This is a genomic window from Flavobacterium notoginsengisoli (assembly GCF_014207905.1).
Lineage (GTDB): Bacteria > Bacteroidota > Bacteroidia > Flavobacteriales > Flavobacteriaceae > Flavobacterium > Flavobacterium notoginsengisoli_A.
Genome location: NZ_JACHLB010000004.1, coordinates 326,895 through 341,256, shown reverse-complemented (window position 1 = coordinate 341,256; position 14,362 = coordinate 326,895). Strand labels below are relative to the sequence as shown.

The window sequence follows — 14,362 nt, the reverse complement described above, 5'->3', positions numbered from 1 at the left end:
TTTTTACGTTTTCATTGATTATATAATTAAACAAAGAAATTATGATATTTCAATTCTTAATGTTTCTATAAGAAATGGATTAAATACGCGTGTTGTCATTTAATTAGTCTATATTTGGTAAAATTTCTTAATAAATGCCATGAAAGACTATACTATTTTTTATACCGACGATGATGAGGATGATATTAGTATATTTTCTGACGCGGTAGATTCGATTCCACAAAACATTATTCTTCAAACATATTCTGAGGGGCAGAAATTGCTGAATGCTATTTTTAATCCGCCGACAACACCTTATGTAGTTTTTTTAGATTTGAACATGCCAGGCAAAAACGGATTTGATGTTTTAGAAGAAATTAGAAATTCTGATTACGATAAAGACATTCCGATTGTAATTTATTCTACTTCAAGTGAAGCTGGTATTATAGAAAAGTGCAGAAATCTCGGAGCCAATTTTTACATTACAAAGCCTGTTTTAATGAAAGATATCATAAAATCGATCGAACACGCCATTACGATTGATTGGGATAATTTTATTACGACAAAAGCAAATTTCGTTTATAGCGTTTAAGATAAATCTGGAATATAAATATTGAAAACAGAGCCATTATCTTTTTCACTAGAAACAGAGATAATGCCTTTATGATTTTCGACAATTTTCTTTACAATTGCAAGTCCGATTCCAGTTCCTCGGTATTCACTTTCGGTATTTAAACGCTGAAAAACTTCAAAGATTTTTTCTTTATAAATAAGATCAAAACCAATTCCGTTGTCTGAAACTTGAAGATGTAAGTATGTTTTATCTTTAAATTCGGCATTTGGAAGCGATTTTCCATCAATTTTTTCTGCCGAAATTTTTACAAGAGGAGGAGTTCCCGGTTTAGAGAACTTCAATGCATTTTCTACAAGATTATGCAGCAGTTGTCTAAACTGAAACTGAATAAGAGTGGCTTCTCCTAAATTTCCATATTCAACGACAGCATTTTTTTCTTCAATTCGATCCGAAAAATCACTAACTACTTCTTCGGCAATTTCATCAATTTTGACGTTTGTAAAAACTCTATCAGCAGAATTTGCTCTAGAATAAGTTAGTAAATCCTGAATTAAACTCTGCATTCTTTTGGCAGAAACTTCAATTCTAGCTAAATAAGTTTTGGCAATTGCCGAAATATTTTGTTCATCCAAATCGGCAAGTCGGCTTGCAAAAGTCTGAATTTTTCTAAGCGGTTCCTGAAGATCATGACTAGAGATATAGGCAAAAGATTGTAACTCAATATTCATATTAACCAAATCTCGGTTTTTAATTTCCAATTGTGTTGTACGTTCTAGAATTTGCTCCTCAAGTCGGTTTGTAAAGTTTTTTTGGTCTTCAATATCGGTGCTGGTTCCAACCCACATCTGCACTTTTCCAAATTCATCCAATTGAGCGATTGCGCGGCTCAATTGCCATCTGTATTCTCCGTCGTAACGTTTAAAACGATGAATAAACAAGAAATCATGTCCAGATTTTACAGATTCCATCCAGAGTTTTACATTTTCTTCGCGATCGTCTGGATGCACAATCTGTAGCCAGCCATTTTTTTGGATGTCTGCTTTAGTTATTCCAGAATAGGTATAAAAAGTTTCATTAAAGTAATTCAGATTTCCTAAAGTATCACTTGTCCAGATAAGCTGTGGCATAGAGTCGGCAAGGAGTCTGAATTTTTTCTCGCTTTTAAATAATATTTGCTGAATATTTCTTTCGTCGGTAAAATCCATTACAGTTCCTAGCATTTTTACCGGTTCATTGTTTTCGTCAAAAAATACTTTTCCGTGCACTTTTATCCAACCAATCGAATTATCTAATCTCAAAATACGAGCTTCGTATTTATAAATACCTGTTTTTAATGCTTTAGCCAATGCATCAACGACAATTTGATTGTCTTCGGGAAGAATTCGATCTCGAATATCTTGATGTATAATTTTTCTGTTTTTTTCAAAACCAAAAATGGCTAGAATATTTTCGCTGTAGATTAATTTTCTGGTAAGAAGATTCAAGTCCCAAGTAGCAATTTCTCCAATTTCGGCGGCCAATCGCGCTCTTTCTTCGGCTGTTTCTACTTTTTTTCTTGCTTTTACTTTAGAAGTCACATCATAAACGGTACACATAATTCCAGATGCTTTTCCGTTTTTTTCGTAGAGCGTTGTGTACTCGTAATCGAGATAGAATTTTTTTAGTTTTCCTTTAATATCAACGTAAGCTACGGATTCATTTTCACGAATTGTTTTTCCGTTCGAAAGCACTTCATTTAATAATTCAGGATATTTCTGATTGATTAATTCTGGAAAAACTTCCAATAAAGGTTTTCCAATACAATCTTTTTCTTCTTTCTGCCAAATATCATTTAGTAGAGTAGTATTGGCCATTTCGATTATATAATCTTTTCCTCTAAAAATCGCCATTGCAATGGGAGATTCCATAACAATGTTTTTGAAAGCTTTTTCACTTTCAGACAAAAGATGTCTGGCTTTTACTTCTTCAGTTACTTCGTAAGCGATTACAATAACGCCTGTAGTTTTTTCAATTTCATCTTTTAAAGGATAAAAAACAAGATTAAAATAGCCTAATTCTTTCTTATTGTATCGGTTTAAAGTAACGGCTAATTCATCTGTATAATAGGGAACACCCGTTTCAAAAACATTTTTTAATAACGGATAAGCGGTATCTTTTGCTTCTGGAACCGAATCAAAAATAGGCTTGTTTAAAATGTCTTTTTCTTCTTTATCAATAATATGAAGGTAAGTTGCATTGGCCATTTCAGCGACTAAATCTGCGCCTTTTAGAATGCAAATTCCAAGTGGTAATTGTTTGACAGTATTTCTGAATCGTTTTTCGCTTTCTTCAAGATTTTTGCGGATTATAACTTGATTGGTAGTTTCGTTACATATAACCAAAACGCCCGTAGTTTTGCCGTTTTCATCATTTACAGGACTGTAGCTAAAAGTCCAATAAACATCTTCCATTTGGCCATTTCTATAAATAGGGAATAATTGGTCTTCATGCCAAGTTGCTTCTCCTTTATTTAAAACTTGATCAATTAAAGGTTTTATAAAATCCCAAATCTCAGGCCAATAATCTGCACCTTTTTCTCCAAGAATTGCAGGGTGTTTTCCGTCATTTCCAAGACTCGGACGGTAAGCATCATTGTAAAAACAAATATGATCTGGTCCCCAAAACAAAAACATTGGGAATTTGGAGTTTAAGAGAATGCCTAAAGTGGTGCGAAGGCTTTGCGGCCAAAATTCTACAGCTCCAACTGCTGTTTTGCTCCAATCTTTGGCACGGGTAAGTTTACCCATTTCTCCTCCATTGGCCAGAAAATCATAATTATTATTAGTCATTTAAGATTCAATTTATAGTCTCAGAAAAGCCAAATTTATCGCTAATTAAATGTGGTGATTCTTGTTTAAAATTTAGCTTTACTAAAATTAATAAAAAATAAATATTCGTTCAAAGTTCATTTTTGAATGAGCTAAGATTAAAATCGTTTGAGTTAATTTTATCTGTTTTCAATACGGAAATTTGATAAAAAGATTAAAACAGAAGCTATGAAAAGAGAAGATTCTAAACACGAAATCGACAATATAAAAAGATATCAGGAAGAAGGATATGATGTGAGTTATTTGTTTGAAAATAATCATTTGATAAATGCTGAAACTAAAAAAGTGTATAAACCCGAAGATATTTTTATTGTAGCGCATCACCGTTACGAAGGAATGAGTGATCCCGATGATATGTCGATTTTATATGTAATTGAAACAAAAGACGGGGCAAAAGGAACTCATTTATTAGGTTATGGACCAACAGCAGATTTAGAAGAAGCGGAGTTTTTTAAAGATATTCCGAAATCAAATTATTCTAAAAATGCCGACATAAACGAATTGACATAAAAGGAATAAAAATAGATTGATATTTTTATTTTGCTGATGAGCAGTTGTTTCAAATTTATTTGGAGCAGCTGCTTTTTTTTTTTTTTGAGGTTCTGAGGTTCTAAGGTTCTGAGGTTCTAAGGGGCTGAGTCCCTAAAAAAAACTTAGAACCTTAGAACCTTGGCCTCTCAAAATAATAATTATGAAATATCTCTCCGAAATTGTATAAAGATTTGATTAGCAATATAAACGAAATTTGAATTATAGAAATGAAGAAGAAAACCAAGGTTAGTTTTTGTACGTAAATAATTACTAACCGATTTACTAAAACCAACCATAATAATGAAGAAACTTTACATAAATACAGGAGGATTTGATGCTGTCTTTAATAATTTTAAAGATAGTTTTGGCGGTGATTTATTGGTTACCGCTAATGAATATAAATTGACAATAAAATCTAAATGGGCAAACGGAAGTATTTCTGGAGTCCGTTTTGAGAAAGAGATGACTTATCTAAATTTCGATTTGACTTTTACTCAAGATGTCAATTTAAGTATCGAATCTAATCCGATGTCGCCTGTTTTTTTTGCACACTGTGAAAAAGGAAATGTAATGCATAGTTTTGGTGCTAATGGCGAAATCAAATGCCTGAAAAAAGATCAGTCTGGAATTATGAGCAATTCGTCATCGATCAACAGTGTTCTATATTTTGAAAGCCATAAACATATTCAATTTTCATTAATCGGAATGCCAACTAATAATGATCATAGCAAATCTGACTTTGCCGACCAGGTGCGTACTATTTTTGTACAGAATTCTGGAAACTATATCTACATCGGAACTGAAAATAAGAAAATTGGAAATAAATTTAAAGAGCTTAAAACGATTCCGCAACAAGGAACAGTTCGTTATTTGTTGATGAAGAGTATTTTACGCGAAGTTTTAGAATTGGAAATAGCACAACATACTTATAATTATTTGACACCATTTGTGCCTATTTTGAATTTCGCTGCAAAACAATTATCTGAAATTAAGAAACTTTCTCATTTAAATTTAAGCACAATTGCTGCGCCAGTTTTGTTCCTAAAAAGAAACTTACACCCAAAAACATTGGCTTTAAAACCATACAATCAAAAATTAGCTAGCTAGTAAGCATCTTATATCTTCACTTTCAAAAAAAACAGCTTTGGTCAAGCTGTTTTTTTCTTTTAGAACGATTTATTCTTTTTCATAATAAATAATAAAATAAACCATAATAAGATTTAAGATTAATGAAATTCCATTGGTTATAATAATCGGAAGATCGTTTTTCAAAATGCCATAGACAATCCAAACCGCAATTCCGAAAGTAAGTATGGCGAACATTTTAAGCGAAATTTCTTTTACTTTTTTGGTTTTCCAAACTTTCAGAATTTGAGGAACTGTAGAGATTGTGATACAAGCTCCAGCAAAAAGACCAAGGATATCGATGTAATTCATTTTTTTAGCTTTTAAAGGTTCTGAGATGCTAAGGTTCTGAGGTTCTAAGATTGGTTTGTCATTCCGACGAAGGAGGAATCTCAGCAAGAAACTCTAGAAAGTATTTCAAATTTGTATCAAATTGACAAGTGAAGTATTAAAAAAGGCAAGGAAATCAACTAAATTATAAGTAAATAAAACTTAGTCCCGAATCCTCGGGATAGCATCTCAGAACCTTAGAATCTTTATCAACTCACCAATTCACCGCCATTAATATGAATAAACTGTCCCGTGATATAACTGCTGTCTTCGCAAGCCAAAAAAACATAAGCAGGTGCAACTTCTGAAGGCTGACCAGCTCTTTCCATCGGATTATCTTTTCCAAAATCTGATAATTTATTGAAACTAGCCACAATAAGTGGTGTCCAAATTGGTCCAGGCGCAACACCGTTTACTCGAATTTGCCTTTTAGCCAGCATAGTCGAAAGTGATCTGGTAAAACTAACAATTGCGCCTTTTGTACTGGCATAATCTGCCAGATGTTCACTTCCGCGAAAAGCCGTTACAGAAGTAGTATTGATAATAGTATCGTCTTTTTCTAAATAAGGCAGAGCCGCTTTTGTGATATAGAAATAAGGATAAATATTAGTCTCAAAAGTTTTTTGAAGCTGTGATGCCGTTATTTTTTCTACATCAGTTTGCGGAAATTGCACCGCAGCATTATTTACGACTATATTAATATTCTTAAATGTTGTGTAGCATTTTTTTATAGCGGTTTTGCAAAATTTTTCGTCTTTCAAATCTCCGCTAATCAAAAGACATTCCTGACCTTCTTTTTCAATCATTGCTTTTGTTTCTAAAGCATCTTTATCTTCTTTCAAATAAACAATAGCAATATTAGCGCCTTCTCTTGCAAAATGCACCGCAACACTTCGTCCGATACCACTGTCGCCACCAGTTATAAAAGCAGTTTTTCCCAATAATTTTCCACTTCCAACATAATTTTCTCTAATAATTTCGGGTTCCGGATTCATCATGTGCTCATTACCGGGAAGATTTTGTTTTTGCTCGGGAAAGGTTATTTTATTTTTCATGATTTCTCTTTTTTATGCTTTTATTTCCTTTTAAAATTACCTGATATTTAGTTTTTTATTTGGCTTGATAGCAATTTTGTTTGCCTCAATAAAATTTAAACGACTTAGATTGTATGAAAATACATTCAATTGGGCGAAATGTTAAAATAACAGGAAAATTTCTAATAAGTTCACAATCACTCTTGAAGTCGGAAAAACACATCAAAAGTGGGAATTGTGTAAAATATTTCGTTTTAGATAAAAAACCCGCTCGTTATTTTTTTTATACATTTGAGATTTTCCATATCATTTTTAACAGTCTTATTTGAAACTCGTTAAATAACTAAGAAAAATTTTACATTCATTTTAAAATTAGCATTTTGATTTACAACCGATTTAGTTTCCAGTCATGGTATTAATTGTAGACGATATAAGGGCCAATATTATTGCCTTAAAGAAAACATTGGAGCTGCATAATATCGATGTCGATAGTGCTGAATCTGGAGAAGAAGCTTTAAAAAAGATTTTAAAAACAGATTATTGCTTAATAATCATGGACGTTCAAATGCCAGGACTTGATGGCTTTGAAGTGGTAAAAATCCTTTCTGGAAATCAGCGTACAAAAGATATTCCTGTTATATTTCTTTCTGCTTTAAATACCGAGAAAAAATACATTTTCAAAGGTTACGAAACGGGTGCGGTAGAATATATCACCAAACCAGTAGATTCTGATTTGTTGATTTTGAAAGTGAAAACTTTTATCAAAATCTACGAACAGCAAAATGAACTTAAAGTAATGAAAGACCTTCTTTCTAAAGAAATAAAAATTAGAAAAGAAGCACAAGATAATCTCGAGATTAAAATTGCGGAAAGAACCAAAGAATTGGTTCAGAAAAATGAAGAATTAGAACTTCGAAATCACGAATTGCAGCAGTTTTCTTGGGTTGTTTCGCACGATTTGAATGAACCGATTCGTAAAATTCAGATTTTCATTAAAATCATAAAAGATCTATATTTAAAAGCAGACGACAAAGCGGTAGATTACGTAGATCGAACCATAAAATCGGCCGAAAGAATGCAGACTCTTATTACCGATCTTTTGGCATATTCCAGACTTTCGGCTCAAGTAAAACCTGAAAAAACAGATTTAAATGAGGTTTTACAAGAAGTGCTTTCTGATTTTGATTATTTAATTGAAAGTAAAAGTGCGACAATAAAAACCAACGAACTTCCAACTGTAGATAGTATTCCAAGTCAGTTGCGTCAGGTTTTTCAAAATCTGATAGGAAATGCGCTTAAGTTTTCTGGAACTGAAAATAAACCAGAAATAGAAATAACTTCTGAAATAATCGTTGACAAATCTATTGACAGTCCGACTTCGCCAGAAGGCAAGTTTTGCAGAATTACAGTAAAAGATAATGGAATTGGTTTTGACGAAAAATATCTAGATCGAATTTTTATTATCTTTCAAAGTTTAAATGACCGCCAAACCTACGAAGGAACCGGAATTGGACTTGCAATTGCAAAAAAAATAATAGACAAACACAACGGATTAATAACTGCAAAAAGTGAAGTAGGAAAGGGCGCAAGCTTTATTATTGTGCTTCCCTTGAAATACGAATCAAAATAATTTAGAAATATATGAACGGTAATTTTAAAAGAAATTTACTCATTAGCTCCCTAGTTTCACTATTTGTACTGACTATTAGTTCTGTTGCTTCCTTTATTAGTATTAAAAGTTTGCTATACAGTAACTCTTGGGTAAACCATACTCAAGATGTAATTTATAACCTAAACGAAGGTTCGGGAATTATTGTAGAGGCGCAAACCAGTATGAGAGGCTATCTGCTTACAGGAGATGAACAATTTGTAGACCGTTTTAATGATGCTGAAACAAGATCAAATAATTATTTTGATAAGTTGGATGAACTTACATCTGATAATCCGTCTCAGCGAAAAATGCTTGACGAACTAAGATCTAAAAGATCGGGTTTCTTTAAATACCTAAATAATCAAATCGTAAAAAAGCGTTTAAGCAAAGAAACACTGATTTTTGATTTGAATGAAGGCCGAAACATGATGAATGAAATAAAAACAATCATCAAAAAAGTAGAAGGAACTGAACAGAAACTTTTAGAAGAGCGAAACGGCAATTCTGAACGTTATGGTACTTATAGTTTGATTCTTATTGTTGTTGCTTTCTTTATTGCCTTTATTATATCAATTGTTTTCATGATTAGAATTCTGAAAGATTATAATGAAAGGACTTTGTTGCAGAATGAACTTGAGAAAAAAGATAAAGAAACGGCTGAAAGACTAGAAGTAATTGGTGGTATTGCAACTCAGATTTCAAAAGGAAATTATGATGTTCAGATTGATGATAGAAAAGCAGATACTTTAGGAGCTTTAGGAGGTTCTATTCATGAAATGAAAGATTCTTTAAAAAGTTCTTTCGAATTATTATCTCAAAAAGAATGGCTGCAGTCTGGTGTAGCTTCTTTAAATGATAAAATGCTGGGCGAAAAAACAATCCAGAAATTATCTAAAGATGTAATCGAATTTTTATGCCAATACACCAATAGTAGCGCCGGTGTTTTGTATGTTGTTGATGGTGAAGAAATGACCGTTTCTGGCGGATATAGCTATATTCCAAGCAAAAATAGAGAACGAATCAAAAAAGGAGAGGGTTTAATTGGACAAGCAATTGTATCTGGAAAAATGTTGGAATTAAAATCACTTTCGCCAGACGATATTCAGATCAATTATGCTTTAGGAGAAATAAAACCAACTCATATTGTGGCACTTCCGTTAATGGATTTTAAAGTAGAAGGCGCAGTAGAATTGGCAAGTATTTATGGATTTTCTATGCTGCAATTAGAATTTTTAAATCTGGTTGCAAACAATATCGGAATCGCTTTAAAAGCAACCCAAAACCGTAAACGCGTTATGGAACTTTTAGAAGAAACCAAATCGCAATCTGAAGAACTTCAAATTCAGCATAGTGAATTGGAAGCGATAAATGCAGAATTAGAAGCACAAACCGAAAAACTGCAAGCTTCGGAAGAAGAACTTCGCGTACAGCAAGAAGAATTAGAACAAACCAATGAAGAACTTTCTGAAAGAAGTGTTTTATTGGAAGAAAAAAATACGGAGATTCAGAAAAAATCAGAGGCTTTAGAATTAAGCACACGCTACAAATCTGAATTCTTAGCCAATATGTCGCACGAGTTAAGAACGCCGCTAAATTCAATCTTGCTATTGAGCCGTTTATTGTCTGAAAACAATAACGAAACCATGAACAATGAAGAAATTGAATTTGCTAAAGTAATTCAGAGTTCAGGAAATAGTTTGCTAGGATTAATTGATGAAATTCTGGATTTATCTAAAATTGAAGCAGGTAAAATGGAACTGGAATTTTTAGATGTTTCGACAAAAGAAATTACAGACAACCTGTATAATTTATTCCATATTGTAGCAAAAGAAAAGGGAATCAATTTTGAAATTATTACCAAAGAAGCTCCAATTGTTATTAAAACAGATAAAATGCGTTTAGAGCAGATTTTAAAAAATCTGATTTCAAATGCGATTAAGTTTACTGAAAAAGGAACGGTAAGTATTGAGATTAAAATGGATTCAGGCAATGATAAATTGATTTGCTTCATCGTAAAAGATACCGGAATCGGAATTCCGTTAGAAAAACAGCCATTAATTTTCGAAGCTTTCCAACAAGCCGACGGTTCAACAAAACGTAAGTATGGAGGAACAGGTTTAGGATTGTCAATTAGCCGCGAATTGGCCAAATTACTTCGAGGAGAAATTACATTGCATAGTAAAGTAAATGAAGGAAGTTCGTTTACCTTATGTCTTCCAGTTTTAGGATTGGCAATTAATAAAGTTTTAGTAAATAAAATACAGCCAAAAGAAGCAATTGCAGACGAAGAAACAAAAGAAGATGTAAAACCAAAGTACATCAGCGAAGTTATTCCGAAAGAAATAGAAGACGATCGCGATTCAATAGAAGAAGGCGATAAAGTTATTCTAATTGTTGAAGATGATATTAATTTTGCGAAGTCACTTTTGGCCTTTACACAGAAAAAAGGTTACAAAGGAGTAGTTGCGGTTAGAGGAGATTATGCTTTAAATTTTGCATTAATCTACAAACCAATCGGAATTTTATTAGATATCGAATTACCAGTAAAAAGCGGTTGGGAGGTTTTAGAAGAATTGAAAAACAATTCAAATACCAAACATATTTCGGTTCATATTATGTCTTCGCACAAATTAAAACAAGAAAGTTTGTTAAAAGGAGCAGTAGATTTCTTAGACAAACCGGTTGCTTTTGACAAGATTCCAGAAGTCTTTATGCGTATTGAACATATCATCAATAAAGAATCTCAAAAAGTTTTAATTATTGAAGACAATCCGAAACATGCTAAAGCATTGGCTTATTTCTTAGAAACGTACAACATCAATTCTGAAATAAAAAGCGAAGTTTCTGAAGGTTTGTCTGTTCTTAGTAAAAAAGATGTAGATTGTGTGATTTTGGATATGGGAATTCCAGACAAACAAGCTTACGAAATTTTAGATGGCGTAAAGAAAAGTCCAGGTTTAGAAAATCTGCCAGTTATTGTCTTTACAGGAAAAAGCCTTTCTATTAAAGAAGAACTGAAAATTAGAAAATATGCCGATTCTATTATTGTAAAAACGGCACATTCGTACCAAAGAATGTTAGATGAAGTTTCGCTTTTCCTTCATTTGGTAGAAGAGAAAAAAGAAGGTAAAGTGAAAGAAATTCACAAAAAACTGAATTCTCTAAATAATATTCTTTTTGAGAAAAAAGTTTTGATTGTTGATGATGATGTTCGAAATATTTATTCACTTTCTAAAGCTTTAGAAGCATTTAAAATGAATGTAATTACAGCTTTTGACGGAAAAGAAGCCATTAAAATTTTAGATGAAAATCCAGATACAGATGTGGTATTGTTAGATATGATGATGCCAAATATGGACGGTTACGAAACGGCAGAAAAAATAAGAAGTAATCCTAAATTTCTTAACTTAGCCGTAATCGCCGTAACGGCAAAAGCAATGACGGGAGACCGCGAAAAATGTATAAAAGCGGGAGCTTCAGATTATATCACAAAACCTGTAGATGTAGATCAGCTGTTATCGTTGTTACGAGTTTGGTTATATGATAAAATTTAACCTCTAAAAAGCTGTAAATGGGAAAAAAAAGAGTGCTGATTGTAGATGATGATTCTAGGAATATTTTTGCTCTAGTAAACACTTTAAAAGCGAAATCTTTTGACTGTTTGTCTTGTTTAAGTGCTGAAGAAGCGCTTAGAATATTAAAAGAAGACGACACAATCGATGCGGTTTTGATGGATATGATGATGCCAGAAATGGACGGTTACGAAGCAATTCCGCTTATAAAAGCAATTCCGTCGCAAGAATCTACATTAGTAGTGGCTGTTACCGCACAGGCAATGGCTGGAGATAAAGAAAAATGTTTAGAAGCTGGGGCAGATGCCTACATATCAAAACCAGTTGATGTTGATAAATTACTTCAGATTTTGGGGGAAATTTAAATGAATTATGATTGAAGATATTGAGTTAGAAGCCCTAATTAATGATGTTTACGAATACTACGGTTTTGATTTTGGAAGTTATTCTAGAGCTTCACTGAAAAGACGCGTTAGCCGGGTTTTTTATTTAGATGGATTTAAGCATTTTCATGAATTTCTTTCAAAAGTTCGCACAGATCCAGATTATTGCAAAAGAATGATTGATGAAATTACGGTTAATGTTACAGAAATGTTTCGCGATCCGTCTTTTTATTCAGTACTTAGAAATGATATTCTTCCCTTGTTGGGAACAAAACCTTTTATCAGAATCTGGCATGCCGGCTGTTCTACGGGCGAAGAAGTCTATTCAATGGCTATTATGCTGAAAGAATTAGGATTGCTTCATAAATCTATTTTGTATGCAACAGATATTAATGCAGCAGTTTTAGAAACAGCAAAAAGTGGAATATTTCCGCTTCGAATGATAAAAGATTACGCAGATAATTATCGCGATTCTGGCGGACAACAGGATTTTTCAGATTATTACATTGCCAATTACGGTTATGCCAAATTTAATGGAGATCTTTCTGAAAAGATGGTTTTTTCGCAGCACAATTTGGTTTCAGACAACTCTTTTAATGAATTTGACTTGATTTTGTGCCGAAATGTTTTAATCTATTTTGATAATAATCTGCAAAAAAGAGTTGTTAATTTATTTGATGACAGTCTTGCCGTTTTAGGTTTTTTAGCACTCGGAACAAAAGAAACTATAAAATATTCTATATCTCAAACCAAATATAAACAGTTTGAAAGAGAAAAAATATGGAGGAAAATAAGAGAATAATAAAAGATTGCAAAGTAGTTATAATTGGAGGTTCAGCTGGAAGTTTGCAGGCATTACTGCAAATTTTGCCTTTTATAGCAAATCCTATTTCATTTGCAATCGTCATTGTAGTTCACAGAAAAAATTCGGATGAGCAGACTTTAGAAGCTTTATTGGCTTTAAAATCAAACGTGAAAGTAAAAGAAGTAGAAGATAAAGTGGCTTTAAAAGCTGGGTTTATTTATATCGCACCATCAAACTATCATTTATTGTTTGAAAAAAACGAAACACTTTCATTAGATACTTCAGAAAAAATAAATTATAGCAGACCAAGTATTGATGTTTCATTTGAGTCGGCTGCTGAAATTTACGGTAGCAGTTTGATTGGAATTTTACTTTCTGGATCTAACGCAGACGGAACAGTTGGAATGAAAGCGATTCAAGAAGCAGGCGGAATAACAGTTGTTCAGAACCCGATTTCTGCAGAAATGTCTTTTATGCCCAATAATGCTATTCTGCATACTCAGCCAGATTATGTTTTAAAAACAGAGGAAATTCTTCAGTTTATAAATGAAATAAATAAAGAAACAGCATAAAGAGATTTATTTTTTAACACATAGAAACATAGCTTTTCTTTGTCTATAAAAAGGCGTTTCACTTGCATCAATACACATAGCTATGTGTTAGAAACTAGTTTCTTTCATTAATTTCTTTTGTAGAAACAAAAAATCTATGTTACTATGTGTTTAAAAATTTATCAAAAGTATATAGAATATCTATTTCTCATCTTCTGGTAAAATAACCTTATTCATTTCAGCATCTTTTTCTGCTCTTTTTTGTGCTGCTTTTCCTTTTCCGATAGGAATACCAGCTGTTAAATATAAAGATCGATTATATACATTTGGACCATCACCTTTCATTACAGGAACCAATCCGTAGTAATATTGAATAGTAATATTCAGTCCGTTGCCTACATTCATATGATAGCCCGTTCCTAGAGCTATTCCAGCATCAATTACACGAATCTCATCTCTGATTTTTTTCTTATAAGTGACATCGTTCTTATTAATTTCATTTGTAAATTCATCAAAAGCGGAAGCAAGAAGTCCAAACTGAGGTCCGGTTTTAACGAAAATTCTATTTTTAAATTGGTATTTAATTAAAATAGGAACATTAAAATAACGAATTTCACGGTTTACCGTTCCGCCTTCAAAAGTATTGTCGAGATTTTCATCATCTAAAGAATAAACAGGAATATGTCGTGCGCCCATTGGAGATTTTACTATTACACCTGTATTAATCATCCATGCGGGATTTTTTCTGGATTTTATATCAAAATAAAAACCAAGATTAAAACCCGGATTCATTCCAGAACTTTCAAGATTGGAAATATCAGAAAGATTGATACCTCCTTCAAGTCCAAATTCCAGAAAAGGCGAATTCAATTTATCTCCGAAAATAAGAGAAATCAAAACCTGAGAATGTGCAGATGAAATACAAAAGAAAGTGAAAATTGCTATTAAAACCTTTTTCAT

The 14,362-nt window shown here is 32.5% G+C and carries 12 protein-coding genes; 8 read left to right on the top strand and 4 right to left on the bottom strand.

The genetic code is table 11. The annotated features are described in order from the left end of the window. The first annotated feature begins 139 nt into the window (after positions 1-139). Complete coding sequence (locus HNP35_RS14265; RefSeq protein ID WP_184163259.1) at positions 140-571, top strand: response regulator; 432 nt, start codon at positions 140-142, stop codon at positions 569-571. Here HNP35_RS14265 and HNP35_RS14260 read toward each other — a convergent pair. Further along, positions 568-3,381 carry a PAS domain-containing protein gene (locus tag HNP35_RS14260; RefSeq protein WP_184163255.1) on the bottom strand — a complete coding sequence of 938 codons (2,814 nt, stop codon included), beginning with the start codon at positions 3,379-3,381 and terminating at the stop codon, positions 568-570. The two genes, HNP35_RS14265 and HNP35_RS14260, sit on opposite strands and share 4 nt — an antisense overlap. Before the next feature lie 207 nt (positions 3,382-3,588). On the opposite strand from HNP35_RS14260, the gene HNP35_RS14255 reads away from it, so the two are divergent. Together HNP35_RS14255 and HNP35_RS14250 are read left to right on the top strand one after the other, a co-directional pair. Further along, positions 3,589-3,930: a hypothetical protein gene (locus HNP35_RS14255; protein ID WP_184163252.1), complete on the top strand. Its 342-nt coding sequence runs from the start codon at positions 3,589-3,591 to the stop codon at positions 3,928-3,930. A 321-nt stretch (positions 3,931-4,251) separates the two neighbouring features. Beyond that, complete coding sequence (locus HNP35_RS14250; RefSeq protein ID WP_184163249.1) at positions 4,252-5,058, top strand: hypothetical protein; 807 nt, start codon at positions 4,252-4,254, stop codon at positions 5,056-5,058. 69 nt (positions 5,059-5,127) lie between these two features. Here HNP35_RS14250 and HNP35_RS14245 read toward each other — a convergent pair whose 3' ends face one another. Together HNP35_RS14245 and HNP35_RS14240 are read right to left on the bottom strand one after the other, a co-directional pair. Further along, entirely contained in the window at positions 5,128-5,388 is a 261-nt protein-coding gene (locus HNP35_RS14245) for a SemiSWEET family sugar transporter (protein WP_184163246.1), read from the bottom strand. Positions 5,389-5,615: 227 nt separating this feature from the next. After that, positions 5,616-6,461 (bottom strand): SDR family oxidoreductase, encoded by an 846-nt coding sequence (locus HNP35_RS14240; protein WP_184163243.1) that lies wholly within the window; start codon positions 6,459-6,461, stop codon positions 5,616-5,618. Between the two features lie 388 nt (positions 6,462-6,849). On the opposite strand from HNP35_RS14240, the gene HNP35_RS14235 reads away from it, so the two are divergent. From HNP35_RS14235 to HNP35_RS14215, 5 genes are all read left to right on the top strand, one after another. Beyond that, entirely contained in the window at positions 6,850-8,070 is a 1,221-nt protein-coding gene (locus tag HNP35_RS14235) for a hybrid sensor histidine kinase/response regulator (RefSeq protein ID WP_184163240.1), read from the top strand. A 110-nt stretch (positions 8,071-8,180) separates the two neighbouring features. After that, complete coding sequence (locus HNP35_RS14230; protein ID WP_246453531.1) at positions 8,181-11,645, top strand: response regulator; 3,465 nt, start codon at positions 8,181-8,183, stop codon at positions 11,643-11,645. Between the two features lie 17 nt (positions 11,646-11,662). Next, positions 11,663-12,028, top strand: coding sequence for a response regulator (locus HNP35_RS14225; protein WP_184163234.1), 366 nt, complete (start codon positions 11,663-11,665; stop codon positions 12,026-12,028). 7 nt (positions 12,029-12,035) lie between these two features. Further along, complete coding sequence (locus HNP35_RS14220; protein WP_184163231.1) at positions 12,036-12,848, top strand: CheR family methyltransferase; 813 nt, start codon at positions 12,036-12,038, stop codon at positions 12,846-12,848. Further along, a complete protein-coding gene (locus tag HNP35_RS14215) occupies positions 12,827-13,423 on the top strand; it encodes a chemotaxis protein CheB (protein WP_184163228.1) in 597 nt (198 codons plus the stop codon). Before HNP35_RS14220 ends, HNP35_RS14215 begins: the two co-directional genes overlap by 22 nt. A 180-nt stretch (positions 13,424-13,603) precedes the next feature. Here HNP35_RS14215 and HNP35_RS14210 read toward each other — a convergent pair whose 3' ends face one another. After that, positions 13,604-14,362 (bottom strand): porin family protein, encoded by a 759-nt coding sequence (locus HNP35_RS14210; protein ID WP_184163225.1) that lies wholly within the window; start codon positions 14,360-14,362, stop codon positions 13,604-13,606.

Coding starts and splice junctions, on each gene's coding strand:
- HNP35_RS14265 (WP_184163259.1), top strand. CDS start 140: ATGAAAGACTATACTATTTTTTATACCGACGATGATGAGGATGATATT.
- HNP35_RS14260 (WP_184163255.1), bottom strand. CDS start 3,381: ATGACTAATAATAATTATGATTTTCTGGCCAATGGAGGAGAAATGGGT.
- HNP35_RS14255 (WP_184163252.1), top strand. CDS start 3,589: ATGAAAAGAGAAGATTCTAAACACGAAATCGACAATATAAAAAGATAT.
- HNP35_RS14250 (WP_184163249.1), top strand. CDS start 4,252: ATGAAGAAACTTTACATAAATACAGGAGGATTTGATGCTGTCTTTAAT.
- HNP35_RS14245 (WP_184163246.1), bottom strand. CDS start 5,388: ATGAATTACATCGATATCCTTGGTCTTTTTGCTGGAGCTTGTATCACA.
- HNP35_RS14240 (WP_184163243.1), bottom strand. CDS start 6,461: ATGAAAAATAAAATAACCTTTCCCGAGCAAAAACAAAATCTTCCCGGT.
- HNP35_RS14235 (WP_184163240.1), top strand. CDS start 6,850: ATGGTATTAATTGTAGACGATATAAGGGCCAATATTATTGCCTTAAAG.
- HNP35_RS14225 (WP_184163234.1), top strand. CDS start 11,663: ATGGGAAAAAAAAGAGTGCTGATTGTAGATGATGATTCTAGGAATATT.
- HNP35_RS14220 (WP_184163231.1), top strand. CDS start 12,036: ATGATTGAAGATATTGAGTTAGAAGCCCTAATTAATGATGTTTACGAA.
- HNP35_RS14215 (WP_184163228.1), top strand. CDS start 12,827: ATGGAGGAAAATAAGAGAATAATAAAAGATTGCAAAGTAGTTATAATT.
- HNP35_RS14210 (WP_184163225.1), bottom strand. CDS start 14,362: ATGAAAAAGGTTTTAATAGCAATTTTCACTTTCTTTTGTATTTCATCT.